At 64.5% G+C, this 25,425-nt stretch carries 22 protein-coding genes; 9 read left to right on the top strand and 13 right to left on the bottom strand.

The annotated features are described in order from the left end of the window. Positions 1-31 precede the first annotated feature (31 nt). Entirely contained in the window at positions 32-2,329 is a 2,298-nt protein-coding gene (clpA, locus tag CCC_RS05545; protein ID WP_009870571.1) for an ATP-dependent Clp protease ATP-binding subunit ClpA, read from the top strand. A gap of 503 nt (positions 2,330-2,832) precedes the next feature. Here clpA and CCC_RS05540 read toward each other — a convergent pair. Continuing rightward, the gene (locus CCC_RS05540; RefSeq protein WP_009870570.1) at positions 2,833-3,411 is read right to left on the bottom strand and encodes a TetR/AcrR family transcriptional regulator; all 579 of its coding nucleotides are present in this window, start codon (positions 3,409-3,411) and stop codon (positions 2,833-2,835) included. Positions 3,412-3,521: 110 nt separating this feature from the next. Here CCC_RS05540 and rlmN point away from each other — a divergent pair, with 110 nt between their 5' ends. The 3 genes from rlmN to CCC_RS05525 all read left to right on the top strand — a co-directional run bounded on the left by rlmN (position 3,522) and on the right by CCC_RS05525 (position 8,555). Then, the gene (gene rlmN / locus CCC_RS05535; RefSeq protein WP_009870569.1) at positions 3,522-4,649 is read left to right on the top strand and encodes a 23S rRNA (adenine(2503)-C(2))-methyltransferase RlmN; all 1,128 of its coding nucleotides are present in this window, start codon (positions 3,522-3,524) and stop codon (positions 4,647-4,649) included. Positions 4,650-4,723: 74 nt separating this feature from the next. Continuing rightward, the gene (locus tag CCC_RS05530; RefSeq protein WP_041040215.1) at positions 4,724-5,938 is read left to right on the top strand and encodes an argininosuccinate synthase; all 1,215 of its coding nucleotides are present in this window, start codon (positions 4,724-4,726) and stop codon (positions 5,936-5,938) included. Positions 5,939-6,074: 136 nt separating this feature from the next. Beyond that, positions 6,075-8,555, top strand: coding sequence for an ATP-binding protein (locus tag CCC_RS05525; protein WP_236686312.1), 2,481 nt, complete (start codon positions 6,075-6,077; stop codon positions 8,553-8,555). A gap of 392 nt (positions 8,556-8,947) precedes the next feature. On the opposite strand, the gene CCC_RS05520 is transcribed toward CCC_RS05525, so the two are convergent. From CCC_RS05520 to CCC_RS05505, 4 genes are all read right to left on the bottom strand, one after another. Further along, on the bottom strand, positions 8,948-12,412 hold the full coding sequence (locus tag CCC_RS05520; RefSeq protein ID WP_009870566.1) for an AAA family ATPase: 3,465 nt from the start codon (positions 12,410-12,412) through the stop codon (positions 8,948-8,950). A 28-nt stretch (positions 12,413-12,440) separates the two neighbouring features. Next, positions 12,441-13,043: a DsbA family protein gene (locus CCC_RS05515; RefSeq protein ID WP_009870565.1), complete on the bottom strand. Its 603-nt coding sequence runs from the start codon at positions 13,041-13,043 to the stop codon at positions 12,441-12,443. 77 nt (positions 13,044-13,120) lie between these two features. Beyond that, the gene (locus CCC_RS05510; RefSeq protein WP_009870564.1) at positions 13,121-13,315 is read right to left on the bottom strand and encodes a hypothetical protein; all 195 of its coding nucleotides are present in this window, start codon (positions 13,313-13,315) and stop codon (positions 13,121-13,123) included. Between the two features lie 71 nt (positions 13,316-13,386). Further along, positions 13,387-13,899 carry a DUF721 domain-containing protein gene (locus CCC_RS05505; RefSeq protein WP_009870563.1) on the bottom strand — a complete coding sequence of 171 codons (513 nt, stop codon included), beginning with the start codon at positions 13,897-13,899 and terminating at the stop codon, positions 13,387-13,389. Between the two features lie 45 nt (positions 13,900-13,944). Here CCC_RS05505 and mutY point away from each other — a divergent pair, with 45 nt between their 5' ends. Continuing rightward, on the top strand, positions 13,945-15,000 hold the full coding sequence (mutY, locus tag CCC_RS05500) for an A/G-specific adenine glycosylase (RefSeq protein ID WP_009870562.1): 1,056 nt from the start codon (positions 13,945-13,947) through the stop codon (positions 14,998-15,000). Positions 15,001-15,013: 13 nt separating this feature from the next. Then, the gene (locus CCC_RS05495; RefSeq protein WP_041040213.1) at positions 15,014-15,643 is read left to right on the top strand and encodes a hypothetical protein; all 630 of its coding nucleotides are present in this window, start codon (positions 15,014-15,016) and stop codon (positions 15,641-15,643) included. 116 nt (positions 15,644-15,759) lie between these two features. Here CCC_RS05495 and CCC_RS05490 read toward each other — a convergent pair whose 3' ends face one another. The 3 genes from CCC_RS05490 to CCC_RS05480 form a co-directional block, all read right to left on the bottom strand. Then, the gene (locus CCC_RS05490) at positions 15,760-16,695 is read right to left on the bottom strand and encodes a sensor domain-containing diguanylate cyclase (RefSeq protein WP_236686311.1); all 936 of its coding nucleotides are present in this window, start codon (positions 16,693-16,695) and stop codon (positions 15,760-15,762) included. Positions 16,696-16,863: 168 nt separating this feature from the next. Then, positions 16,864-18,456, bottom strand: coding sequence for a DHA2 family efflux MFS transporter permease subunit (locus CCC_RS05485; RefSeq protein ID WP_152619704.1), 1,593 nt, complete (start codon positions 18,454-18,456; stop codon positions 16,864-16,866). Beyond that, positions 18,453-19,484 carry an HlyD family secretion protein gene (locus CCC_RS05480; RefSeq protein WP_009870558.1) on the bottom strand — a complete coding sequence of 344 codons (1,032 nt, stop codon included), beginning with the start codon at positions 19,482-19,484 and terminating at the stop codon, positions 18,453-18,455. The genes CCC_RS05485 and CCC_RS05480 overlap by 4 nt, the downstream gene beginning before the upstream one ends. Before the next feature lie 183 nt (positions 19,485-19,667). Between CCC_RS05480 and CCC_RS05475 the strand changes: the two genes are divergently transcribed. Further along, the gene (locus CCC_RS05475) at positions 19,668-20,369 is read left to right on the top strand and encodes a pirin family protein (RefSeq protein WP_009870557.1); all 702 of its coding nucleotides are present in this window, start codon (positions 19,668-19,670) and stop codon (positions 20,367-20,369) included. Between the two features lie 186 nt (positions 20,370-20,555). On the opposite strand, the gene CCC_RS05470 is transcribed toward CCC_RS05475, so the two are convergent. The 5 genes from CCC_RS05470 to CCC_RS05450 all read right to left on the bottom strand — a co-directional run bounded on the left by CCC_RS05470 (position 20,556) and on the right by CCC_RS05450 (position 23,137). Further along, complete coding sequence (locus tag CCC_RS05470; protein ID WP_009870556.1) at positions 20,556-21,092, bottom strand: F0F1 ATP synthase subunit B family protein; 537 nt, start codon at positions 21,090-21,092, stop codon at positions 20,556-20,558. Next, positions 21,089-21,583, bottom strand: coding sequence for a F0F1 ATP synthase subunit B family protein (locus CCC_RS05465; protein WP_009870555.1), 495 nt, complete (start codon positions 21,581-21,583; stop codon positions 21,089-21,091). Before CCC_RS05465 ends, CCC_RS05470 begins: the two co-directional genes overlap by 4 nt. A gap of 123 nt (positions 21,584-21,706) precedes the next feature. After that, the gene (locus CCC_RS05460; RefSeq protein WP_009870554.1) at positions 21,707-21,931 is read right to left on the bottom strand and encodes a F0F1 ATP synthase subunit C; all 225 of its coding nucleotides are present in this window, start codon (positions 21,929-21,931) and stop codon (positions 21,707-21,709) included. 80 nt (positions 21,932-22,011) lie between these two features. Next, positions 22,012-22,755 (bottom strand): F0F1 ATP synthase subunit A, encoded by a 744-nt coding sequence (locus CCC_RS05455; protein ID WP_009870553.1) that lies wholly within the window; start codon positions 22,753-22,755, stop codon positions 22,012-22,014. 13 nt (positions 22,756-22,768) lie between these two features. Beyond that, positions 22,769-23,137 carry an AtpZ/AtpI family protein gene (locus CCC_RS05450; protein ID WP_009870552.1) on the bottom strand — a complete coding sequence of 123 codons (369 nt, stop codon included), beginning with the start codon at positions 23,135-23,137 and terminating at the stop codon, positions 22,769-22,771. Between the two features lie 330 nt (positions 23,138-23,467). Here CCC_RS05450 and magA point away from each other — a divergent pair, with 330 nt between their 5' ends. After that, complete coding sequence (gene magA / locus CCC_RS05445; RefSeq protein ID WP_009870551.1) at positions 23,468-24,760, top strand: iron transporter MagA; 1,293 nt, start codon at positions 23,468-23,470, stop codon at positions 24,758-24,760. Continuing rightward, complete coding sequence (locus CCC_RS05440) at positions 24,735-25,340, top strand: ribonuclease HII (RefSeq protein ID WP_009870550.1); 606 nt, start codon at positions 24,735-24,737, stop codon at positions 25,338-25,340. Before magA ends, CCC_RS05440 begins: the two co-directional genes overlap by 26 nt. The last annotated feature ends 85 nt before the right edge of the window (positions 25,341-25,425 follow it).

The raw sequence follows: 25,425 nt of genomic DNA, 5'->3' as shown, positions 1-25,425 counted from the left end.
CTGCGTTCCCCTTGGATAAGGATCGGCCCCTATGCTGTCGCGCAACCTGGAGCAGAGCCTGCACCGTGCCTTGTCTCAAGCCTCGGAGCGCCGTCACGAATACGCGACGCTCGAGCATCTGCTGCTGGCACTCACCGATGATCAGGACGCCGTGGCCGTGCTGCGCGCCTGCAATGTCGACATCGACAAACTAAAACGGGACCTGGGCGAGTTCATCGACACCAATCTGTCGGAACTGGTCAGCCCCCGCGGCACCGACCCCAAGCCTACGGCCGGATTCCAGCGCGTCGTGCAGCGCGCCGCCATCCACGTCCAATCCTCGGGCCGGGAAGAAGTGACCGGCGCCAATGTCATCGTGGCGCTGTTCTCCGAACGCGAAAGCCACGCCGTCTACTTCCTGCAAAACCAGGACATGACCCGGCTGGACGCGGTCAACTATATCAGCCACGGCGTCGCCAAGGCGCCGGGCCGCGGCCAAAGCCGCACCGTCCACGGCGCCGACGAGGATGCCAATCCCGACAAGGTGGTCAAGAAGGGCCAGGAGGCGCTCAACGCCTATTGCGTCAACCTCAACAAGAAGGCCGCCCAGGGCAAGATCGACCCGCTGATCGGCCGCGATGAGGAAATCGACCGCACCATCCAGATTCTGTGCCGCCGGTCCAAGAACAACCCGCTCTATGTGGGCGATCCCGGCGTGGGCAAGACCGCCATCGCGGAAGGACTGGCGCGGCGCATCGTCAATGGCGAGGTGCCCGACGTCCTCAAGAACGCCACCATCTTCGCTCTCGACATGGGCGCACTGCTGGCGGGCACCCGCTATCGCGGCGATTTCGAGGAACGCCTGAAGGCGGTGGTCACCGAACTGGAAAATTACGACGGCGCGGTGATGTTCATCGACGAGATCCATACGGTGATCGGCGCTGGCGCCACATCGGGCGGCTCCATGGACGCGTCCAACCTGTTGAAGCCCGCCCTGGCCTCAGGGTCTTTGCGCTGCATCGGTTCGACCACCTACAAGGAGTTCCGCAACCACTTCGAAAAGGACCGCGCCCTGGTGCGGCGCTTCCAGAAGATCGATGTGGCGGAACCCTCCATCCCCGATGCCATCAAGATCCTGAACGGCATCAAGACCTATTACGAAAGCCACCATAAGGTCCGCTACACCGCCGAAGCCATCAAGGCGGCGGTGGAGCTGTCGGCCAAGTACATCACCGACCGCAAGCTGCCCGACAAGGCCATCGACGTCATCGACGAGGTGGGCGCGTCACGCATGCTGCTGCCCGAATCCAAGCGGCGCAAGACGGTGACGGTCAAGGACATCGAGGACATCGTCGCCAAGATCGCCCGCATCCCCCCGAAAAGCGTTTCCACCAACGATGTGGAGGCCTTGCGCAACCTGGAACGCGACCTGAAGACCCTGGTCTTCGGCCAGGACAAGGCCATCGAAGCCCTGGCCAGCGCCATCAAGCTGGCCCGCGCTGGCCTGCGCGAACCGGAAAAACCCATCGGCTGCTACCTGTTCTCCGGCCCCACCGGCGTCGGCAAGACCGAGGTGGCCCGCCAATTGGCCAAGATCATGGGCATCGAGCTCACCCGCTTCGACATGAGCGAGTATATGGAGCGCCACTCGGTCTCGCGCCTCATCGGCGCGCCGCCCGGCTATGTGGGCTTCGACCAGGGCGGCCTGCTCACCGACGCCATCGACCAGCATCCGCACAGCGTCCTGCTGCTCGACGAAATCGAAAAGGCCCATCCCGACCTGTTCAACATCCTGCTCCAGGTCATGGATCACGGGCGGCTGACCGACCATAACGGCAAGACCGTGGACTTCCGCAACGTGATCCTGATCATGACCACCAATGCGGGCGCCGCCGATCTGGCCAAATCGGCCATCGGCTTCGGTCGCGAAAGCAGGGAAGGCGACGATACCGACGCCATCAACCGCATGTTCAGCCCGGAATTCCGCAACCGCCTGGACTCCACCATCGCCTTCGCCAGCCTGACGCCCGAAATCGTCGCCCAGGTGGTCGACAAATTCGTCATGCATCTGGAAACCCAGTTGGGCGACCGTGACGTCACCATCGAACTGACCGACGAAGCCCGCGCCTGGCTGTCCAAGAAGGGCTACGATCGTTCGTTCGGCGCACGGCCCCTGGCCCGCGTCATCCAGGAACACATCAAAAAGCCCCTGGCCGAGGAACTGCTGTTCGGACGCCTTTCCAAGGGCGGCATCGTCCGCATCCGGGTGGGCGAGGACAACAAGCTGGCATTCGAGTTCCTGGCCACCATCCACAAGACGGCGGACAAGATCCCCGAACTGGTGGAGTAAACCGCAACCAGGGCGCTCTTGCGGGAGCGCCCTTTTGCTTACGCCGGATGAGGGGCTAGTTCTTGACAATTGCCCCCGGCTTGGCGATAATTAACCCGTAACAAAGATGGAGGCGCACCGGGATTGGAAGGTTGTCACAACAGTATCCGATGAGCCGTCCACCTCAGTTGAGGCGCGGTCTGCATCGGTGAGGAGGATGTTGACAGCATGACACCACCGGGTCGAGTTTGAGGTGCTGAGATACTAGCACACTGCATTACAACATATCTGTCGAACGACTTATCGGCCTTTGCGCCGAATACATAGGACCTGTAGGTCCCCAAGCCATAAGCCCCGCGCGGAGCATGACGTCTCCGGCGGGGCTTCGGCTTTTTCTGTAACAATACTTAGGGCGGCGCGCCCTGACAGGCTGCGGAAAAACTCCGCTGGCCCACTTGGATTTCGTCACCCCCGCAGTCCGCGGGAATGACGAGAGTTTTTTCCGCAGCCCGCTAAATCAGCCCCTACAGCATCCGCACGGCCATCAGCTTGGCCTCGGCGGCCGCCAAGGAATCTCCGGCGATGGTGGCGTCGGCGATGGCGCCTTCCTTGAGCAGGACCAGGCGCCGCGCCAGACGCTCAGGCTCGGGCAGTTCCGCCTTGTGACACATCTCGCCCAAGGTCTCGACGATGCGGCGCTTGTGATCGCTGGCCACCCGGTGAATGGGGTCCGCCTGATCGGCATATTCCGCCGAGGCCTTGACGAAGGGGCAGCCGCAGAACGCCTCGGGGCCGTCATTGCCGATTTGCGCCTCGCCCCGAAACCACTCTCCCAAGGCCTCAAATATGTTCAGCACCTGGGCGCGCGGTGTTCCGCCCATGGCCTGCACGCGGCCGAACAGCCAATCGCGGAAGCGCCGGTCGCGCAGTTCCAGCGCCGCGACGATCAGCTCTTCCTTGGACTTGAAGTGGTGGTAGAGCGTCATCTTGGTCAGCCCCGCCTCGTCCAGGATGGCGGCGATGCCCGTGGCGTGAAAGCCATCGCGCAAAAACAGGCGCAATGCCGCTTCGACCAGATCTTCCCTGCGGGACGGGGGTGCCATGCCAACCTCCAAAATATACCGACCGGTTAAGCATGGATCATAACCAGCTTGATAAGAGAACCGCAACGCACCATTGCTTTGCGGCGCCGTCATCCTTATGTGTTGCCTTCATGACCGACACCAAGATCAACCTCATCGGCCTGTCGCGCGATCAGCTGATCGCCGAGATGGCCGCCATCGGCGAAAAGCCCTTCCGGGCCAAGCAGCTTTGGCACTGGATGTATAATCGCGGCGAAACCGATTTCGCCAAGATGACCTCCATCTCCAAGAGCATGCACGGCGCCCTGGCCGAGCGCTATGTGGTGCGCCGCCCGCAGATGACCAAGGAATTGATCTCGGCGGACACCACCCGCAAATGGCTGCTGAAGTTCGACGATGGGCATGAGGCCGAGACCGTCTACATCCCCGATGCCGACGAGGACAGGGGCGCGGTGTGCATCTCCACCCAGGTGGGCTGCACGCTCACCTGTCGATTCTGCCATACGGGCACCCAGTTGCTGGTGCGCAACCTGACCGCGGCCGAGATCGTCGGCCAGTTCATGGTGGCCCGCGATTCCTATGGCGAGTGGCCCACTCCCGATGACGGCGGACGCCAGTTGTCCAATATCGTGGTCATGGGCATGGGCGAACCGCTTTATAATTTCGAGAACGTCGCCACCGCCCTGGAAATCGCCATGGACGGCGAGGGAATCGGCATCTCCAAGCGCCGCATCACGCTGTCCACCTCGGGCGTGGTTCCCATGATGAAGATCTGCGGCGAGCGGTTGGGGGTCAATCTGGCGGTATCCCTGCACGCGGTCACCGACGAGATCCGCGACCGCATCATGCCCATCAACAAGAAGTACCCCTTGAAGGAGCTGATGCAGGCCTGCCGCGACTATCCCGGCGCCTCCAACGCCCGGCGCATCACCTTCGAATATATCATGCTGAAGGGCGTCAATGATTCCGCCGCCGACGCCCGCGCGCTCTTAAAGCTGATCAAGGGCCTGCCCGCCAAGTTCAACCTGATCCCGTTCAATCCCTGGCCGGGCTCCGAGTTCGAGACTCCCGACATCAAGACCACCAAGGCCTTCTCGGACATCTTGCAAGATGCCGGCTATTCCGCCCCCATCCGCATGCCCAGGGGCCGCGACATCCTGGCGGCTTGCGGCCAGTTGCGCTCGGAAAGCCAGCGGGAAAAGGCCAGCCGCGCCAAGGCCCGCGCCGCCCAAGGGATCATCGACGAGCATCACGGCTGACTCTCCTTGCCCTCGGGCGCGCTTTGCCTATACTGCGCGCCCAATTCCCTCCCCATCTCGGAAAGGCGTCTGCCATGAAGGGCGAAGTCAAGAAGGTCGTTCTGGCCTATTCCGGCGGTCTCGATACCTCCATCATCCTGCGCTGGCTGCAAGATCAGTACAGTTGCGAAGTGGTGACCTTCACCGCCGATCTCGGCCAGGGCGAGGAACTGGAACCGGCCCGCGCCAAGGCCCGCCTGATGGGCATCAAGGAAGAGAACATCTTCATCGACGACCTGCGCGAGGAATTCGTGAAGGACTTCGTCTTCCCCATGTTCCGCGCCAATGCGCTGTACGAGGGCGTCTATCTGCTGGGCACCTCCATCGCCCGGCCGCTGATCTCCAAGCGTCAGATCGAGATCGCCAATCTGGTGGGCGCCGATGCCGTGTCCCACGGCGCCACCGGCAAGGGCAATGATCAGGTCCGCTTCGAGATGGGCTATTACGCCTTGAAGCCCGACATCAAGGTCATCGCGCCCTGGCGTCTGTGGGACCTGAACTCGCGCACCGCCCTGCTGGACTTCGCCGAGAAGCATCAGATTCCCATCGCCAAGGACAAGCGCGGCGAGGCGCCTTATTCCACCGACGCCAATCTGCTGCACATCTCCTATGAGGGCAAGGCGCTGGAAGATCCGTGGATCGAGCCCAATGACGACATGTACACCCGCTCGGTCAGCCCGGAGAACGCCCCCGACAAGCCCACTTATGTGGAAATCGAGTTCGAGAAGGGCGACGCCGTGGCCATCGACGGCGTGCGCCTGTCGCCCGCCGCCCTGCTGACCAAGCTCAACCAGTTGGGCGGGGCCAACGGCATCGGCCGTCTGGATCTGGTGGAAAACCGCTTCGTCGGCATGAAGAGCCGCGGCGTCTACGAGACCCCCGGCGGCTCGGTGCTGATCGTGGCGCATCGCGCCGTGGAAAGCCTGACGCTCGATCGCGGCGAGGCCCACCTCAAGGACGAGCTGATGCCCCGTTATGCCGAGCTGATCTATAACGGCTTCTGGTTCAGCCCCGAACGTGTCGCCATCCAGACCATGATCGACAAGGTCAGCGAGAACGTCTCCGGCACCGTGCGGCTCAAGCTTTACAAGGGCGTCGCCTCGGTGGTCGGCCGCAAGTCGCCCAGGTCGCTCTATCGCATGGACTACGTCACTTTCGAGAAAGACAGCGTCTATGATCAGCGCGACGCCCAGGGCTTCATCAAGCTGAACGCACTGCGCATGCGTCTGGCCAAGATGGCGCGCGGCTAAGCAATAACACCTACTACTCTGCGAATATTATGAGGGCCCCGCCGCGGCGGGGCCCTTTGTTTTTGAGCGATTTGATCTATCCGCTTTACGCATTCCATGGGCTTTTATACTATTGGATAGAATCGACGCAATCTGCATGGTCAAAGCTTTGCCTTCCGCCTCCCGCCGCTCTTCCGCCTCGGCCGTCCCCATCAAGTGGTGGCCCCTGGTGTTATGGGGTCTGGCCATGGGGATCGTCGTGGCCTGGACGGCCGTGACCGCCCTGCACGACCGCGACATATTCATGGCCCAGGCGGAGTACCGCACCCAGTCCCTGGCCGATCTGGCCGCCGAACAGGTGCTGCGCACCATCGAAGGCGCCGACACGGCTTTGAAGGCGGCCCGAACCCAGTTACGCCACATGGGCGACTGGGAAAAGCTGAGCCAGGACCATAAATCCTGGCAGATCCTCCGTGATTACGGCGACGCCATGTCCGCCGTGCCCATCTTGTACATGGCCGATGCCCAGGGAATCATCCGTCTGCACGGTCAAAGCTTTCCCTTCAGGCCGATTTCCATCGTCGAACGCGACTATTTCGTCGCCCATCGGGCCGACCCTGCCGATATACCTCTGATCAGCGCGCCGATAACTGGCCTCGTCACGGGCAATCAGGTCATCATCGTCAGCCGGCGCATCACCAATCCCGACGGCAGTTTCGGCGGAGTGGTGGGCGCCACCCTCAAGGCCGACGCCTTCCAGGCCTTTTTCCAGACCCTTGGCCTGGGCGGCGGAGCCGTCGTCAATCTGCAACGTCCCGACGGAATCATCCTGGCCCGCCAGCCGTTCATGGAGGGCGCGGTGGGCCGCAAGGTCGACAATTCCAAGGCCTTTCCCGCCATCGCCGAGGGCAAGCCCAGAGGTACCGCCGTCACGGATTCGCCCCTGGACGGCCTTTCCCGCATTACCGCCTTTCAGCGCATCAACCGCTATGGGCTGATCGTCATCACCGCCATTCCGGTGGAGACCGTCCTGGGCGAGTGGCGACGCCAAACCATCCGCATGTCCTCCATGGTGGGGGTCGGCATCCTGGTGCTTTCGGCCCTGTTCGTCATGCTGCTGCGCCGCTATCACACCGAGGTGGCGGCCCGCGCCGAACTCAAGAACAGCGAGGCCACGCTCAACCGCGCCCAGAGCGTCGCCCATATCGGCTCCTGGCAAGTGGACCTTCCCTCCGACCATGTGCGCTGGTCGCAAGAGACCTACCGCATCTTCGGCATCACCCCTGGCACCCCCGTCACCTTCACCACGGTGATGGCGATGGTCCACCCTGACGACCGGGCCCAGGTTCAGGACGCGATTTCCGCCCTTCTGACCGGCGCGCCCTATGACGTGGAGCATCGCGTCATCACTGCCGGAGGAGAGGTCAAATATGTGGCCGCCAAGGCCCTGCTCACCACGGCTCCGACGGGCGAACCACAGGAAATCCTGGGCACCGTCCAAGATATCACCGAGAAGAAGCAGGCCGAAATCGCCATCCGCGAACACCAGGCCTTGCTGCTTGAGGTCCAGAGCGTGGCCAAGCTGGGCTATTACGACTACGACATCCGCACCGACCTGTGGCGCAGTTCGCCCATTCTGGACACGATTTTCGGCATCACTACCGACTATATCCGCACCGGCCAGGGCTGGCTCGAACTGGTGGCCCCGGCCATGAGGGCCGAGATGGGCGCCTATCTGCTGGAGATTCAGGCGGGCCAGCATGATTTCGACAAGGTTTACCCCATCATCCGGCCCTGTGACGGGGAGGAACGTTGGGTCGCCGGGCTGGGCAAGATCGAGCGCGACGCCGAAGGCCGCCCCACCCGCATGGTCGGCACCATCAAAGACATCACCGAGCAGCACCGGGCGGAACAGAGCCTGCGCGACAAGGCCGACGAACTGGAGCGGTCCAACACCGAGCTTGAGCAATTCGCCTATGTGGCCTCCCACGATCTGCGCGAGCCTCTACGCATGGTCTCGTCCTATGTGGATCTGCTGGCGCGGCGCTATAACGACAAGCTGGATGACGACGCCCGCGAATTCATCGCCTTCGCCAAGGACGGCGCCACCCGCATGGATCGCCTGATCCTGGAACTGCTGGAATATTCCCGCATCGGCCGCGTGACGCGCCCCATGCTGCCGGTATCGCTGGGAGGCGTGGTGGAACGGGCCCTGCGCGCCCTGGCTCCCAAGATCGAGGAATGCGGCGCCGAATTCGCCACCCCGCCCGAAGTCCTTCCCACCGTGCTGGGCGACGCCGAAGAACTGATGCGGCTGTTCCAGAACCTGATCGGCAATGCCATCAAGTACCGCGATCCCGAACGCAAGCCGGTCATCTCCATCGAAGCCGAGAATACCGGCAAGGAATGGATTCTGACCGTGATCGACAACGGCATCGGTATCGAGCCCAAATACTTCGAGCGCGTCTTCCTCATCTTCCAGCGCCTGCACCGCCGCGGCGAATACGAGGGCACCGGCATCGGTCTGGCCGTCTGCAAGAAGATCGTCGAGCATCATGGCGGCCGCATCTGGGTGGAGTCCACCCCCGGCCAGGGCTCGCGCTTCTCCGTCACCCTGCCGCCCATCGGGCAGGTGTAGTGCGTCGAAATGACGGGCTGTCGCCCGTGGACGCTAGCTTCGTCTACATCTTCTTTTCCTCGTCATACCGGCCTTGTACTGGCAGACGTGGAGTCATGAGACACGGATGACACGGATGCGGTGCTTCGCCCCGCTCGCGGATAAACACGGAAACGCTCAAGACGACCCTATAAGATTGTCATAATCCGTGTTCGTCCGTGGCCGCGAAGCGGCATCCGTGTCTATCCGTGTTCCATGACGAGATGAATTCCGCATTGGCTCTGTCATTCGGGGCTCTCATGGAAATCTGAACCGGGCAAGCCGAAGAGCCTTTCAGGAAGGGTCGGCTGCCGCTTCTGCCTGAAAGATCCTTGGCTTACGCCTCAGGATGACCGTGTGTCGCATATGGCGCCCTAAGCCAGAACCTTGTCGCGCAAGGCCTCGGCCTGGGCCAGATCGACCGAGACCAGTTGCGAAACCCCGCGTTCGGCCATGGTGACGCCATAGAGGCGGTCCATGCGGGCCATGGTCATGCGGTGGTGGGTGACGATCAGGAAGCGGGTCTTGGTGACGCCGGCGATGCCTTCCACCAGCGAGCAGAAGCGGTCCACATTGGCGTCGTCCAAGGGCGCGTCCACCTCGTCCAGCACGCAGATGGGCGCCGGATTGGTCATGAACACGGCGAACAGCAGGGCCAGGGCGGTAAGCGCCTGTTCGCCACCCGACAGCAAGGAGAGTTGCTGCAATCGTTTGCCCGGCGGGCTGGCCATGATCTCCAGCCCGGCTTCCAAGGGATCGGCGGATTCGGTCAGTGCCAGATGAGCGCGGCCGCCGCCGAACAGTTTGACGAAGAGATCGCGGAAATGCTGGTCCACCGCCTGGAAGCTGGCCAGCAGGCGCTCGCGTCCTTCGCGGTTGAGGTCGCCGATGGCGTGGCGCAGCTTGGCGATGGCCGAGACCAGATCGTCCTTTTCCGCCACCATGCCGCCGATTCGGGCTTCGAGTTCCTCCACCTCCTGCTCGGCGCGCAGATTGACGGGGCCCATATTGTCACGCTCGCGCGAGAGACGGTCGAACTTGCGTTGAAGCTCCTCGGGGTCGGGACGTTCCTCTTCCACCAGACCGGCCACTTCACGCAACTGCTCGGGCGTCATGTCCAGACGCTCGGCAATGCGCACCGCCACGCCACGGCAGGCCTGATCGGCGGCGGAGACGGCGGCCTCGCGGCGGATACGCTCCTCGCGGGCATTGGCCAGCAGGGCTTCGGCTTCGCGCATGCGGCGATCGGCCTCCCCCAGACGCTGCTCGGCACTGATCAGCGCATCGGCGGCGGCCTTGCGCGCGGTTTCCGCGTTTTCCAGGCGGTCCAGCAATTCGGCGCGGCGCTTGGCGATGGTGTCGGGCAGGCTGGCGAGGCGTTCCATCTCGAGCGCGATTTCCTCGCGCCGCTCGGCCAGTTCATCCACATGGGCCTTGGCGGCCTCGGCGCGGGCCCGCCAGGATTTGGCGTCGCCGTCCAAGGCATCAAGGCGGCGGCGGCGCTCGGCACCTTCGCGGGCCACGCCGTCGAGGCTTGAGCGGGCCTCCACCAGGGTGGAGCGGCGCTCGGCCAGTGAGGCGCGCAGCACATTGACCTTGTCGCGGCCATCGCTGGATTCGGGGAAGGCCGCCACCGCGGCGCGGGCCTCGGCCAGATCGGCCTCGGCCTGGGCGTGGTCGGCGGTTGCATCGTTCCAGGCCTGGGTGGCGGCGGCCATGCGGGTCTCGAAGGCGGCGAAGCGTTGGGACAGCTTGGCGTGGGAGTCGCGGGCCTTGGCGGCCTCGGCCTCGGCCTGTTTCACCGCCTCCTTGGCGCGGCGCTCGGCCTCGGCGGCACTGTCCACTTCGCGAGTGGCGGTCTCGACCTTCTCCTCGGCCTCCCCCACCCCCATGGCGGCATCGTCCAGGGAGGCCTCAAGCTCACGCAGGCGGTTGCGCTGGGCCAGACGCAGGGCCATGGGCGACGGCGCGCCCGAACGGGCCACATAGCCGTCCCAGCGCCATAGATCGCCCTCGGGCGTCACCAGACGCTGGCCCACCGCCAGCAGGGCGCGCAAGGCCTCGCCGCTGGCCATATCCTTGACCACGCCCACCTGGGCGAGGCGGCGCGCCAGTTGGGGAGGCGCCGCCACGAAGCGCGCCAGGGGCTCGGCGCCATCGGGCAGAGCGGGAGGATGGTCCAGCGGCCCCAGATCCTCCCAGTGTAGCGGCGCGGCGGGATCAAGGGGGGCGGAAAGGTCTTCGCCCAAGGCGGCGGCCAAGGCGGGCTCGAAACCGGTACGCGCCGAAACGTCGTCGAGTACCGGACGATGATCGCCCGCCTTTCCCTGGGCCAACACCTGACGCAGGCCGTCGGCCTCGGCCTGCAGCCGCGACCGGGCGGCATTGGCGGCCTGGAAGGCGTCGCGGGCGGATTCGCGCGCCGCCAGGGCTTCCACCCGGCGGCGGTCGGCTTTTTCCGCCTGTTCCCTGGATTCCTCCAGGAATTCCAGGGTCTCCTCCAACTCCATTTCCAAGGCGGTGAGATCGGAGCGGTCGATGCTTTCGCCCTCGATCTCGGCCTTCTGGCGCTCGGTCAGGGCCAGGCGCTCGGCAAGGCGGCCAAGGCGGGTCTCGTTTTCCGACAGACGGCGCAGGGCGGCCGCGCGCTCGGCATCGGCGGCAGCCACCTCCTCCATCAGGGCGGAGAGTTCCTGTTCCACCAAGACCACGGCCTCGGCGGCCAGATCCACCGCCTGCTCGGCCAGAAGCTTGGCCTCGGCCTCGCCTTCGCCCGCCTCGGCCAGCAGGGCGCGTTCCTCCTCCAGCCGGGCCAGAGCCTGGGCGGCATCGGCGGCGCGCGCGTGTTCACGCTGGAGATCGGCCCCGGCCTGTTCCAGGCGGCGTTCCAGGTCGCGGCGCAGTTCGGCCAGACGCCCCTCCTCGGCCTCCAATTGCTCGCGCTCGGCCATGGCTTTTTGCAGCAAGGCGGCGGCTTCGGCATCGGCGCGGCGCAGATCGGGCAGACCGGCGGCGGTTTCCGCCTGGAAGGCCGAAGCGTTCGCGGCGTGGCCGGTGGCCTCCTCCACCTTCATTTCCGATTCGCGCAAAGCGGCGCGCGCCGCATCCACGGCAACCAAGGCTTCCAGCCAGCCCAGATACAGGACCTGAGCCTCCACCCTGCGGATCTGTTCCGAAAGCGTACGGTAGCGGTTGGCCTGGCGCGCCTGCTTTTGCAGCGACTTCAACTGCTCGTCCAGGGTGGCGAGCACGTCGTCCAGGCGCGAGAGGTTCAGCTCGGCATTCTTGAGGCGAAGCTCGGCCTCGTGACGGCGGGAGTAAAGGCCGGAAATGCCCGCCGCCTCTTCCAGCAGTGACCGCCGGTCGGCGGGCTTGGCATTGATCAGGGCGCCCACCCGACCCTGGCTCACCAGCCCCGAGGACCGCGCCCCCGTGGCCGCATCGGCGAACAGCAATTGCACGTCGCGCGCCCGGGTATCGAGGCCGTTGATGCGGTAGTTGGAACCGTTGCCCCGCTCGATGCGGCGCATGACCTCGATCTCGTCGCGGTCGAACTGGGGGGGCGCGGTGCGCGCCGTATTGTCCAGTCCCAGCATCACCTCGGCCACGTTGCGGGCAGGCCGCCCCGACGTGCCGCCGAAGATGACGTCGTCCATCTCGCCGCCGCGCATCTGGCGCGCCGAGGTCTCGCCCATGACCCAGCGCAGCGCCTCGATAAGATTGGACTTGCCGCAGCCATTGGGGCCGACCACGCCGGTCATGCCGGGCTCGATCACGAGCTCCGCCGGATCGACGAAGGACTTGAAGCCCGACAGACGCAGCTTGGTGAACTGGATCACCCGGGGAAGGCTCCCGCCCTGTGTTATTCTACTTGGACGCGGCCTTCAGCAGCTTGTCCAACTCGTCATAGGGGATGGCGCCGGGAGTGACCTTGCCGCCGATGATCAGGGAAGGCGTGCTCTCCACTCCCAGCTTCTCGTTGCCCTCCTTGGCCCGCTCGTTGATGGCGCTGGCCAGATCCTGACGCTTCAGGCAGTCATCCACCTTGTCCTCGCCCATCCCGGCAAGTTTGGCCAGCTTCTTCAGCTCGACCAGGGGATTGGGAGAACTCATCCACTTCTCCTGCTGCTCCATGATCAGGGCCAGCAGGCCGAAATAGCGCTCGGGGCCCGCGCAATGGGCGATCATGGAGGCGCCCACCGACAGACCGCGCGGCCCGGTGGGGAAGTCGCGATAGATCAGCCGGGCCTTGCCGGTCTCGATCCACTCTGCCTTGAACTTGGGCAGGGTGGTCTTGTGGAAGGTGGCGCAGTGGGGACATGTGGTCGAAGCGTATTCGATCACCGTGATGGGCGCATCGGCTTTGCCCAGGACCTGATCGATGGGATAGCTGAGATCGGCGGCGGCGGCGGTCTGGGTCACCAGAAACAGCGCGGCGGCGGCACCGAGCAGACGATGGAACGGCTTCACCTCAAGGTCCCTCCGAAAATGGGAAATCCGGCCGGGATATTAGGTGGTGATCCGCCCGCGCACAAGGCGTAGGGAGGTCAGTACGAGGAGGGAGCCGTCGATTGCGGAGCCGTTACGGCCGGAAGGGCGGCCGGCGCCTCGGGCTGGTCGGGGATGTGACCCCACAGAAACAGGATCAGCATCAGGAACGAGGCCACGGCAACGGTCATCACGAAATAACGTACCAGCCCGTAATCACGGGTCATGTCGGCGAAGTCGTGAAAGGCGTTCATCCGGTGGCTCCATGCCGCTTGCGGCAACCTCTCATACTATATGGCAAGCCGTTAGGATTTGGTTAGGGCAATCATTTGGCCAGGAGGCGGCCCAGGCGTTCCAACACGGCGCGCAGATCCGGGTCCTCCACCTGGGCCAGGCTCTCGCCAGCCGGCAGCGGGGCATTGGAGGGCGAACCCGGCACCGCGTCCTTGGGGCTGGCCCTGGCGGAATCGGGCAAGGGACCCTGGCGCAGTTTCAGCCGCGCCACTGCCTTCCAGCCGAAATAACCGTTGATGCGCTCGAGGATCAGCGGCTCCAGATGCTGCATCTCCAGCGCGAAGGCGCCGGAATCCACCTTGACCGTCAGGCTGCCCTCGGTGCGTTCCTTAGGCGGAAACTTGATGCCGATGGGCAGGGTATGGCTGGCCACCGCCGAACCGACGATGGCGGGCCAGTCCACCACCAGGGCGCCTCCGGCAAAGCCATGGCGGCCGAAAACCGGGCGCGTCACCCGATCGCTGGGCACGGCGATGGACACCAGCCCATGGGTGCGGCGTTCGTCAGACGGCTTGTTCGGGGGCTTTTGCTTGGGGTCGGCCATCTTACAAGCATACCCGAGGCGGGGGATTTGCACTATGGTTCGGGCATGCGTCCTGCCGACCTCTCCGCCATCTTGCTTGCCTGGTACGACCGCGACCGCCGGATTCTGCCGTGGCGCTATGGCCCAGGCGAGACCGCCGACGCTTATCATGTCTGGCTGTCCGAGGTGATGCTGCAGCAGACCACCGTCGCCGCCGTGATTCCCTATTTCCAGACCTTTACCCGCCGCTGGCCCAGGGTCGAGGATCTGGCCGCCGCGCCGGTGGACGAGGTGATGACCGCCTGGGCGGGACTGGGCTATTACGCCCGGGCGCGCAACCTCCACGCCTGCGCCAAGCTGGTGGCCGAGTGGCGGGGCGGACGCTTTCCCGACGACGAGGCGGGATTGCGGCAATTGCCGGGGATCGGCGATTACACCGCGGCAGCCATCGCCGCCATCGCCTTCGGCCGCCGGGCGGTGGTGGTGGACGGCAATGTGGAGCGGGTGATGGCGCGGATGTTCGCGGTAACCGAACCTCTGCCCGCCGCCAAACCCCGGATCAAGGAATTGGCGGCGACACTGACGCCCGACTTGCGCGCGGGCGATTACGCCCAGGCGGTGATGGATCTGGGCGCCACCATATGCACGCCGCGCGGCCCGGCCTGTGGCCTGTGCCCCTGGCGGCCCACCTGCCAGGCCCAGGCTCAGGGAATCGCCGAAACCCTGCCCGCCAAACTGGCCAAGGCGGAGCGCCCGACGCGGCGGGGCGTGGTTTTCTGGCTGACCGCCCCGGACGGATCGGTGCTGCTGCGCCGCCGTCCGCCCAAGGGGCTGTTGGGGGGCATGATGGAATTTCCCTCCACCGACTGGCGCGAGGCGGCTTGGAGCCTGGACGAGGCCGCCCCCGCCTCTCCCCTGCCCGCCAAGTCCTGGAAGCTTCTGCCGGGTGTGGTGGCTCACAGCTTTACCCACTTCCACCTGGAACTGACGGTGGCGGCGGGACGCGCCTCTGCCCAGGCGGCGGTCCGTGGTGTATGGTGCCCTCTGGACCGGCTCGAGGAACAGGCGCTGCCCACCCTGATGCGCAAGGTGGCGCGCCACGCCCTGGCCAAAGCCTATTGAGGGAAATGAACAGATGATGCGTCGGCTTGCCCTTCTCGCAGTTGTGCCCCTGGCCATATCCGCCCTTCCCGCCGAGGCGCAGATGCGCCAGCAAGGACGCCCGGCTCAGGAGCCGCAGGCCTCGGGCAGCGGTCAATTGAGCGAAAGGCTGCTGCTGGTCCCGCCCGCTGGATGGCTGGAGGCCGGAACCAGCCGGGGTGGCAATGCGCTGACCACCCATCTTTTTCCGCCCGGCCAGAATGCCGAGAAGTGGAACGAGATGCTGACCATCCAGGTCATGGGCGATTCCAAGGCCGATGCCCGCGAACATATCCAGCGGATCATCGAGGCCAGCCGCACCAACTGCGAGGCGTCGGGCCCCAGCCCGGTAACCGAGGGCAACAGCAACGGCTATCCCGTCTCGACCCTGACCGTCACCTGCACCAAGGGCCGTCAGAGCGGTCTGGGCGGTCTGGTCGCCGTCAAGGCCATCCGGGGCGCCCAGGCGCTTTACGTGGTCGAGCGCATCTGGCGCGGCCAGCCCTTCGAGCGCAATGCCACGGCCCCCGTCCCTCCCGACATGCTGAAGGAATGGTCCCAGTTCCTGCGCGGCGTGGCGGTCTGCGACGAAGCCGACCCCCAGCGCCATCCCTGCCCGAAATAATCGGGCGGTGCTCTAGGCAAGCATTGAGCGAGCGGCCAAGGGCGCGGAGGCGCCCGCTAAGGCAGAGGGCATAACAAGTGAAGCTAAAGCGTGATGCATATTTAAGGCATCACGCTTTAGGCCTCCACCAGTTCCGCCACCCGGTCGGCGCAGACCACGCGGTTGCGGCCCTGGTGCTTGGCGCGGTAGAGCGCCGCGTCGGCCGCCGCCACCAGATCGCCCGAGCCGCGTTGGTCGGACGGAATGAAGGCGGCCGCGCCGAGGGAAATGGTGACGCAATCCTCGGTCTGGCTGGCGCTATGGGGAAGCCGCAGCTCGCGCACCGCCTCGATCAGGCGGTCGGCCACGTGGCGCGCCCCGTCCAGGTCGGTGTTGGGCATGATCACCGCGAATTCCTCGCCGCCATAGCGCGCCGCCAGATCCGACGGGCGGAACACCTGCTTGTCGATGGCGGCCGCCACGGATTTCAGGCAGGTGTCGCCCATCTGGTGACCATAGGTGTCGTTGTAGAGCTTGAAGTGATCCACATCCATCAGCAGGACGGCCATGCTGGTGCCTTCGCGCTGATTATGCAGCCACTCGGCCTCCAGCTTCTCGTCGAAGGAGCGGCGATTGGCCAGTCCGGTCAGCCCATCCTTGACCGCCAGGCTTTGCAGCGCCATCTGTGCCAGCTTCTGCTCGGTCTGGTCGCGCAGCGTCTCCACCACCGCCATGAGAGCGCCGTCCTCGTCGAAGATGGGACCCGCATCCACCGCCAGATAAAGGCGCTTTTTCACCTGGGGCATGACGCACCAATTCTCGGCCCTGAGGCCATGGGTGCTGTCGCCGGGCTCGGCATGGGTGACGTAAAGCTCGTCCATGGCCTCGGGGCGGCCCATCAGAACCAGATCGGCCAGACAATGGCGCTGTTCATCATAGAAGGCCCGCCAGTGATCTGAGGTGCCGATCACCTCGTGGGCGGGAACGCCGGTCAGGCGCTCGCAGGCCCTGTTCCAGATGATCACGCGCCGTTCGGCATTGATCACGAAAGTGGGCACAACGAGGTGCTGCATCAGCCGCACCGCAAAAACATGCGCGGATTCTATGTTGCGTGAGGTCGGCACCGCTTCCCCCGTTTGACGTTTGCCGCCGGCCGCTTCTATGGCGGTCCTGGCTTTTCCCTGAACCGCAATCATGCATGGAAGCGGCATCTGTTTCCACAGCTTCCATCGCGTTCCGGTTTAATGTGCGTCCGCTCCCCCTCCCGCGCTGGGATGGCGGACCGGTTGCAGCAGGGGCAGCAGGACAAGGCCCAGGGCGAAGACCGAAGCCATCATCAGGAGAACATCGCCGAAGGCCATGGTCATGGCTTCACGCCGGGAAAGCTGCGACAGGAACTTCAGCGCCGCCAGGTCGGCACCGCCGTCCAGCAGGGGCTGCAGACGCGAAGACAGCCCGTCCAGCATTCCCACCGCCGCGCCCCTGGCGGCGGTCAGGCTTTCGGAAATCCGTAAATAGTGCATATCCATGCGGTGGGTGAGCGCGGTGTTGATGGCGGCCAGCCCGATGGCGCCGCCCAGATTGCGCATCAGATTGTAAAGCCCCGACGCGTTCTGCACCTTGTCCTGGGGCAGATGGCCCAGGGCCACCGCATTGATGGGCACGAAGCAGAACATCAGCGACAATCCGCGCACCGCCTGGGGCAGGAACATCTCCCAATACCCCCATTCCGAGGTGAGGTGGCTGTTCAGCCACAATCCGCCGCCGAACAGGGCCAGACCCATGCCCAGCAAATAGCGCAGATCCACATGACGGGCCAGATTCCCGGCCAGGGGTGCCGACAGGGCCTGGAACAGCCCGGTCACCATCATGGTGATGCCGATCTCCAGCGCCGAATAGCCCCGCACGCGGCCCAGATAGAGCGGGATGACATAGACCGAGCCATAAAGCCCGATGCCGATGATGAAGGAATAAAGGCAGCCCACCGCGAAATTGCTGTCGGAAAAGGCCCGCAGATCAACGACCGGCGACTTGGCGGTCAGTTCCCGCCAGACGAAGGCCAGCCCGGCCATGGCCGAGATCAGCGATACGAAAACGATGCGGCGGTCCTCGAACCAGTCGTCGCCGGGGCCTTCCTCCAGTACGTATTGCAGCGCGCCCAGGAAGAGCGCCACCAGGACGATGCCCGCCAGGTCGAAGCCCTTGAGCATGTGCAGTTGCGGCTTGTCCCTGCGTCCGAAGAGATAGACCAGACTGGCCACCACCACGCCCGGCACCACGTTGACCAGAAACAGCCAATGCCAGCTCCAGGTCTCGGTCAGCCAGCCTCCCAGGCTGGGGCCGATGGTGGGCGCCATGGTGGCGGTCAGGCCGATGACCACCGACATGGTCGCCTGCATGCGCGGTGGAAAGATGATGTAGGTGGTGGCGAAAACCGTGGGAATCATGGCGCCGCCCAGAAAGCCCTGAATGGCGCGGAAGGCGATCATGGATTCAATGCTCCACGACACGGCGCAAGCCGCGCTGGCCACGGTGAAGGTGACGCAGGAAGCGAAGAACAGATAGCGGGTGGAGACAACGCGGGCCAGCCAGCCCGATAGCGGGATCATCACCACCTCGGCGATGAGATAGGAGGTCTGGACCCAACTGATCTCCTCGGCCGAGGCCGAGACGCCCGCCTGGATCTGAGCGATGGAACTGGCGACGATCTGGATATCCAGGATCGCCATGAACATCCCCACCACCATGGCCATGAAGCCCACCCAGTCGCGGGCCGTGACCACCCTGTCCTCGGGCCGGATGGGAGGCGGAGGCGTGGCTGGGGACGTTGTCATTTCCCCTCGTCCCGCGTATCCACCTTGACCACCACCGACAGGCCGGGCCGCAACTGTCCGGCCAGGGGGCTGTCGGGATCGACCCGGATGCGCACCGGAATGCGCTGGACCACCTTGGTGAAATTGCCGGTGGCGTTTTCAGGCGGCAACAGGCTGAACTTGGCGCCCGAAGCCGGGGCGAAGCTGTCCACCGTACCGGTGATCACCGCGCCGGGAAAGGCATCGACCTTGATCTCCGCCCGGTTGCCGGGCTTCATGCGGCCGATCTGGGTTTCCTTGAAATTGGCGTCGATCCAGACATTGCCCAGAGGTACCACGGCCAGCAGCATCTGGCCGGGACGCACATATTGGCCGTCCCGCACCGCGCGGTTGCCGATCACCCCATCCACGGGAGAGCGGATGACGGTGGCTTCCAACTCTGTCTCGGCCAGTATCAATGCGGCCTTGGCCTGCTCCAACTGGGCCAGGGCCACATTGTGTTCGGAGGCCAGTACCGATAATTGCCGCCGAGCGCCCTGCAATTGGGCGCCCGAACCGGTAAGCCCCGCCGCGGCGCGGGCTGCGTCGGCCTGGGATATGTCGAAGCGCTGGCGGCTGACATAATCCTCGCGCACCAGCTTGCGCGACCGTTCGAAATCGGCGGTGGCGCGCACCACTTCAGCCTTTGCGGCGGAAATCGAGGCCCCCGACTGGGCGATCACCGATTCCTGCACGGCGACCCGGTCGTCGATCTGCACCAGTTGGGCCAGGCGGGCCTTGACCTGCCCCGCCGCCTCGTCCAGACGGGCCCGGTAATCGCGCTCATCGATACGGACCAGCACATCACCCTTGGCCACCATTCGGTTGTCGCGGGCGGCAAGCTCGACCACATGTCCCGCCACTTTGGGTGAGATGGCGGTAATGTCGCCATCCACATAGGCGTCGTCGGTGGATTCCTGCCAGCGCCAGTCCTGGGACCAGCGAAGCAGGCTCCACCCCCCGATGGAGGCGACGATCAAGGCGGCAGCAATGGCGATGGGCTTTTTCATGGCATGTCCGAAACTAAACCGTTCAGTTCAGTTTATAGCGAGAGGGAGGCGCGGGAGTCAATGCCGCAGCGTGATATGATGGTTGCGCCAATAGCAACAGTATTGTTACGTCATTGCTAATTGTTGAATTTTCTCCAGCAGCCTATCTGTTGGGCATGGGAACAAACCAACAGGAGATGTGAGATGACCCTTCATCTGCGCCCCGCCGCCCAACGCGGCCACGCCAATCACGGCTGGCTGGACAGCCGCCATACCTTTTCTTTCGCCGACTATTTCGATCCGGCCCATATGGGTTTCCGGGCCCTTCGGGTGATCAACGAGGATTGGGTGGCCCCCGAAACCGGGTTCGACACCCATCCCCACCGCGACATGGAGATCCTGACCTATGTGATCAACGGCACCGTCGAGCATAAGGACAGCACGGGCGCGCATAGCCTGACCCGGCGCGGCGAGGTCCAGGCCATGACCGCCGGAACCGGGATCCGTCACTCGGAAATGAATCCGCTTTCGGACCAGACCCTGCACCTTTTGCAGATCTGGATACTGCCGGAGGCGCAACGGCTGACCCCCGGCTACAGTCAGGCCGTCTTCAACGATGAATCCAAGCGCGACAATCTGCGCCTGATCGCCTCGCGCCATGGGCGCGACGGTTCGCTGATCCTGCACCAGGATGTGGCCATCTATGCCAGCATCCTCAGCCCCGGCCACACTCTTACCCACCATCTGGCGGACGGCCGCGGCGCCTGGATTCAGGTGGTGGCAGGGACCTTGGTGATCAATGGTCAAGTCCTGGCGGCCGGCGACGGCGCGGCCATCGAGGACGAGGCAAAGCTGGCCCTGTCTTCGGAAAGCGGGGCCGAGTTCCTTCTGTTCGATCTGGGGTGAGGCCTCTGCTCACCACGAAGGCATGAAGGCGGGAAGGAGCATGAAGAAGGGATAATCTTCTGTCCTTTTCTCCTTCCTTTTTCTTCCCTCTCCTTCGTGCCGTCGTGGTGAAGAATTCCCGGCCAGCCAAACAAAAACCCCCGCCGGTCGCCCAGCGGGGGTTCTGTTTGGTCCGGATCGGGCGGGCTAGTGCAGCTTGCCCGGCAGATCCTTGATGGCGTTGTCGAGCAGCGCGCCGGTCTGGGCGGCCGACAGGCTTTCGCCGATGACCTTCTGGGCGGCGCCGATGGCGACATCCACGGCCAGGTTCTGGACTTCACGCACCGCCTGGGCTTCAGCCTGGGCGATACGGTCCATGGCCATCTGTTCGCGGCGCTTCATGGAGGCTTCGAGATCCTTGGCCGCCTGCTTGGCAAGGCGCTCGGCCTCGGCCTTGGCATGGGCGATGATCTCTTCGGCTTCCTTCATGGCGTCACGCTGCTTGCGCTGATAGGTGGCCAGCATTTCCTGGGCCTCCTCGCGCAGCTTGTGGGCCTCGTCGAGACGGGACTTGATCTTGGCCGAGCGGGCGTCCAGGGCGGCGGCGATGGCGCGCGACACCGGCTTGAAAGCCAGGGCCACCACCAGGATGAAGGCCACGTCGACCCAGAAGTGGGGTTCGGTGTAGAAGGCGCCGTGGGCGGCGGCGTGGGCGGCGTCGGCGGCGTAAGCGACGGAAATCATTTGCCGTGCTCCTTGAGGGCGCTAGCGACGGCGGCTTCCAGCCGGGCATTGTCGGCGGGGCTGCCCACCAGACGGGCGATGGTCGCGCCGGCAACGTCGATGGCGACGTCGCGGACATTGGCCAGGGCCTTGTCCTTGGCCTCGGCGATGCGGGCCTCGCCAGCCTTGACCTGATCGGCCAGACGGGCGGCAAGCTCGCGATTGCGGGTCTCGGCTTCGGCCGCCAGGCGGTCCGAGGCTTCCTTGATCACCGACTGGGCGTGGGCGCGGGATTCGGCCAGGGCCTTTTCATAGGCGGCCACGGCGGCCTCGGCTTCGGCCTTCAACTGAGCGGCCTTGTCGAGGTTGTCGTCGATCTTGCGCTGACGCTCGTCGAGAACGGCACCGATCTTGGGCAGGGCCACCGTCGACATCACGAAGTACAAGGTGACGAAGGTGAGCGCCAGCCAGAACAGCTGCGGCGCGAAGAAGGTGGGATCGAATTGAGGCATCCCAAAGCTCCCAAACGGGGAAGGCCCGAAAAAACTGGGCGGAGCGGCCGGTGAACCGCGGCAAGACGCTGTTACAGCACCTTGCCGCGGACCCTACCGTTCCGTAAGGAGAGTTCTTCGCGATTAGGCGAAGAGAACCATCAGGGCGACGACCAGGGCGAACAGCGCGATGGCCTCGGTCACCGCGAAGCCGATCCAGCCGTACAGCTCGACATTGGCCTTGGCGGAGGGGTTGCGGCCGACGGTGGCGATCAGGTTCGCCCAGATGTTGCCCACGCCGATACCCGAACCGATCATGCCGATGGCAGCCAGACCGGCACCGATGAACTTAGCAGCGCTCGCTTCCATTTACTCAACTCCTTCAGGACAAAACGGAACAGATGAAACTTGAAACGTAACCCAACCGGCAAACCGCCCGGCCGACCACCTTAGTGCATGTGGATGGCGTCGTGCAGATAGATGCAGGAGAGGATGGTGAACACATAGGCCTGCAGCAGCGCGATACCGAATTCCAGCACCGTGATGGCCGACAGGAAGGCGAAGGGAACAACGCCCGGGATCAGGTAGAACGCGCCCAGCGACACCACGAAACCGCCCATGACCTTGAGGATGATGTGACCCACGGTCATGTTGGCGAAGAGACGGACGGCGAGGCTGAAGGGACGCGAGAAATACGAGATCAGCTCGATGGGGATCAGGATGACCGCCGTCGCGATGGGCGCGCCGTGCGGGAAGAACATGCGCAGATAATGGGTGCCGTGACGGGCGAAGCCGATCACCGTGACGCCCACGAACACCACCAGGGCCATGGCGAAGGTGACGATCACATGGCTGGTATAGGTAAAGCCGATCACCGGAATGGGCATCATGCCCAGCAGGTTGCCGAACAGCACGAACATGAACAGCGAGAAGATGAAGGGGAAGTACTTCCGCCCTTCCTGGCCCACATTGTCGCGCAGCATTCCGGCGATGAATTCGTAGAACACCTCGGCCATGGACTGCCAGCGGCCGGGCACCAGGGCGCGGGACCGGACCGACAGAGTCAGGAACAGGGTGATCAGGCAGATGGACAGCACCATCATGGCGGAGGAATTGGTGAACGAAATGTCCACGCTCCCCACCTTGAGGGGAACCAACGGCTGGATCTTGAACTGCTCGATCGGATTAGCCACCGCATTGCCTCTCTTAATGGTCCTTCGCCGGATTCTCTCCGGCCCGTTCGGCTCTCCGCTGCGCCTGGCCCAGGCCCACCGTCTCGTCCATGCCGCGCATCAGGCGGTACACATTCAAGACGCCGGCCGCTCCGCCAAGGAGCAGGAAAACCACCATCAGCCAGGGGGCGGTCTTCAGCCAGGCGTCCAACGCCCAACCGATGCCGGTCCCCACCAGCACGCTTGTCACCAATTCGACGCCGATGCGCATCCCCAGACCCATTCCGGAGGGCGTTCCACGCCGTTCCGGTCCGCGGCCCGAGTCCTCTTCCTCCCTGGCGCGCGCAGCGCGCAGACGGGCGTCGAGGTCATCGAAAGACGGGGGCGTCTCGTGGTCAGCCATAGGTCAGTCCTCGAAATCCCCCTTCTGGCGCTTTGGTGCCAAAAGCGCGGGCACCATAAGGTCTGGACCCACCCGTGTCAAGGACTCAAACCGGCGAGGCCAACACGCTGAATTGCATTGGTAAATCAGGGGGTTTGCGGGGTCGCGCCATGCCGGATGCTGCGTTGCGGCAAGATTCTTCCCACCCAAGGGGGTGGCGTCAGGTGGGATTCGGCCACCGATCGCTTATCCCCATTTCCGTCCCGATGATTTTCCGCCCCCCTCCAGCCGCCTCACTCTTGCCACATCCGCACTTTAGACCGTGGGCTGCCTTCGTGTTAAGAACGTGCCATGGACCTGCATCATCCCGAACTGACCTATGCCGCCATCGTCGCCCTGGCCGCCGTTCTGTGCGGCGGGCTGATGACGCGCCTCAAGCAACCGGCCATCGTCGGCTATATCCTGGCCGGGGTGGTGCTGGGCCCCAGCGGCTTCGGGCTGGTGAGCAACCGCGACGCCGTGGCCACCCTGGCCGAGTTCGGCGTGCTGATGCTGCTCTTCGTCATCGGCATGAAGCTGGACATCATCCGTTTTCTCGAAGTGTGGAAGACGGCGGTCTTCACCACCGTTTTGCAGATCGCGGGCTCCATCGGCACGGCGCTGCTGCTGCGCCACGGTTTGGGCTGGAGCCTGGGGCTGGCGGTGGTGCTGGGCTGCGCCGTGGCGGTGTCGTCCACCGCCGTGGTGATCAAGGTGCTGGAATCCTCGGGCGAGTTGGAAACGCCGGTGGGGCGCACCACGCTGGGCATCCTGATTGCCCAGGACATGGCGGTGGTCCCCATGATGCTGGTGCTGGAATCCTTCGAGACCAAGGTGTTGCTGCCCGCCGATCTGGCCCGCGTGATCCTGTCCGTGCTGTTCCTGGTGCTGCTGTTCTGGTGGCTGTCCAAGCGCCGTATCGACCTGCCGCTGACCTCGCGGCTGTCGCGGGATTCCGATCTGGCCACCCTTTCCTCCCTGGCCTGGTGCTTTGGCACGGCGGCCATTTCCGGGGTGCTGGACCTGTCGCCCGCCTATGGCGCCTTTCTGGGCGGCGTGGTGCTGGGCAATTCCGCCCAGCGCGACATGCTCTTGAAGCGCGCCCAGCCCATCGGCAGCGTGCTGTTGATGGTGTTCTTCCTGTCCATCGGGTTGCTGCTTGATTTCAAGTTCATCTGGAAGAATCTGGGCACCGTTCTCACTCTTTTAGCCATGGTGACGCTGTTCAAGACGGCGCTGAACGTCGCCGCGCTGCGTCTGGCGCGTCAGGACTGGCCCAGCGCTTTCCTGGCCGGGGTGGCCCTGGCCCAGATCGGCGAGTTCTCGTTTTTGCTGGCCGATACCGGCAAGGCGGTTAAGCTGATCAGCGCCCAGGAGACCAAGCTGGTGGTGGCGGTCACCGTGCTGTCCCTGGTGTTGTCGCCCTTCTGGCTGTTCACCATGCGGCGCATGCATCGGGTGGCGGCGGTGCATGTCCATTCGTTCCGCGAATTGGTCTCGCGGCTTTACGGCGACGAAGCCCGCACCGCGCGGCGGGCCCGCACCCTGGTGCGGCGGGGCTCTTGGAGGGATGATCACAATGCCGGACCTGGCACTGGAATCTGAGATCGGGGGCATCGTCTGCGGCATCGACGAGGTGGGCCGCGGGCCTTTGGCCGGGCCGGTTGTGGCGGCGGCCGTGATCCTCGACGCCGCGCGCCTGCCCAAGGCCCTGCTGGACCGGCTGGATGATTCCAAGAAGCTGTCCAAGCGCAACCGAGAAGAACTGGCCGAACTGGTCCCCGCTACCGCCACCATCGGCTTCGGCGAGGCCTCGGTCGACGAGATCGACCGCCTGAATATTCTCCAGGCCACCTTTCTCGCCATGCGCCGGGCCTATGACGCCCTAGGCAGAGAATGCGGCCATGCCCTGGTGGATGGCAACCGGCCGCCCCGGCTGCCCTGCCCTATCCGCTGTGTGGTGGGCGGCGATGGCATCTCGCTGTCCATCGCGGCGGCTTCCGTGGTGGCCAAGGTCCGGCGTGACGGCCTGATGGCCGAACTGGCCCTGGCTCATCCCGAATTCGGCTGGGAGAGAAATGCCGGATACGGCACGGCGGAGCATCTCGACGCGTTAAAACGCCTTGGCCCCACCCCTCATCACCGCCGCTCTTTCGCCCCCGTGGCGCAATATGTGCTGTTCTAACCTGTGGATAAATCACAACCTGTAGAGATGAATCATTAGATTCCAATGCGTTCTTGACGGACTCTCATGTTTGACTCAAATTGAG

The organism is Paramagnetospirillum magnetotacticum MS-1 (assembly GCF_000829825.1).
In the GTDB taxonomy this organism is placed as follows: domain Bacteria; phylum Pseudomonadota; class Alphaproteobacteria; order Rhodospirillales; family Magnetospirillaceae; genus Phaeospirillum; species Phaeospirillum magnetotacticum.
This window is presented reverse-complemented; position numbering and strand designations above follow the sequence as displayed.

Coding starts and splice junctions, on each gene's coding strand:
- clpA (WP_009870571.1), top strand. CDS start 32: ATGCTGTCGCGCAACCTGGAGCAGAGCCTGCACCGTGCCTTGTCTCAA.
- CCC_RS05475 (WP_009870557.1), top strand. CDS start 19,668: ATGACCCTTCATCTGCGCCCCGCCGCCCAACGCGGCCACGCCAATCAC.
- CCC_RS05490 (WP_236686311.1), bottom strand. CDS start 16,695: ATGCAGCACCTCGTTGTGCCCACTTTCGTGATCAATGCCGAACGGCGC.
- CCC_RS05450 (WP_009870552.1), bottom strand. CDS start 23,137: ATGGCTGACCACGAGACGCCCCCGTCTTTCGATGACCTCGACGCCCGT.
- CCC_RS05440 (WP_009870550.1), top strand. CDS start 24,735: ATGCCGGACCTGGCACTGGAATCTGAGATCGGGGGCATCGTCTGCGGC.
- magA (WP_009870551.1), top strand. CDS start 23,468: ATGGACCTGCATCATCCCGAACTGACCTATGCCGCCATCGTCGCCCTG.
- rlmN (WP_009870569.1), top strand. CDS start 3,522: ATGACCGACACCAAGATCAACCTCATCGGCCTGTCGCGCGATCAGCTG.
- CCC_RS05530 (WP_041040215.1), top strand. CDS start 4,724: ATGAAGGGCGAAGTCAAGAAGGTCGTTCTGGCCTATTCCGGCGGTCTC.
- CCC_RS05480 (WP_009870558.1), bottom strand. CDS start 19,484: ATGAAAAAGCCCATCGCCATTGCTGCCGCCTTGATCGTCGCCTCCATC.
- CCC_RS05470 (WP_009870556.1), bottom strand. CDS start 21,092: ATGATTTCCGTCGCTTACGCCGCCGACGCCGCCCACGCCGCCGCCCAC.
- CCC_RS05485 (WP_152619704.1), bottom strand. CDS start 18,456: ATGACAACGTCCCCAGCCACGCCTCCGCCTCCCATCCGGCCCGAGGAC.
- CCC_RS05465 (WP_009870555.1), bottom strand. CDS start 21,583: ATGCCTCAATTCGATCCCACCTTCTTCGCGCCGCAGCTGTTCTGGCTG.
- CCC_RS05540 (WP_009870570.1), bottom strand. CDS start 3,411: ATGGCACCCCCGTCCCGCAGGGAAGATCTGGTCGAAGCGGCATTGCGC.
- CCC_RS05495 (WP_041040213.1), top strand. CDS start 15,014: ATGATGCGTCGGCTTGCCCTTCTCGCAGTTGTGCCCCTGGCCATATCC.
- CCC_RS05525 (WP_236686312.1), top strand. CDS start 6,075: ATGGTCAAAGCTTTGCCTTCCGCCTCCCGCCGCTCTTCCGCCTCGGCC.
- mutY (WP_009870562.1), top strand. CDS start 13,945: ATGCGTCCTGCCGACCTCTCCGCCATCTTGCTTGCCTGGTACGACCGC.
- CCC_RS05505 (WP_009870563.1), bottom strand. CDS start 13,899: ATGGCCGACCCCAAGCAAAAGCCCCCGAACAAGCCGTCTGACGAACGC.
- CCC_RS05510 (WP_009870564.1), bottom strand. CDS start 13,315: ATGAACGCCTTTCACGACTTCGCCGACATGACCCGTGATTACGGGCTG.
- CCC_RS05460 (WP_009870554.1), bottom strand. CDS start 21,931: ATGGAAGCGAGCGCTGCTAAGTTCATCGGTGCCGGTCTGGCTGCCATC.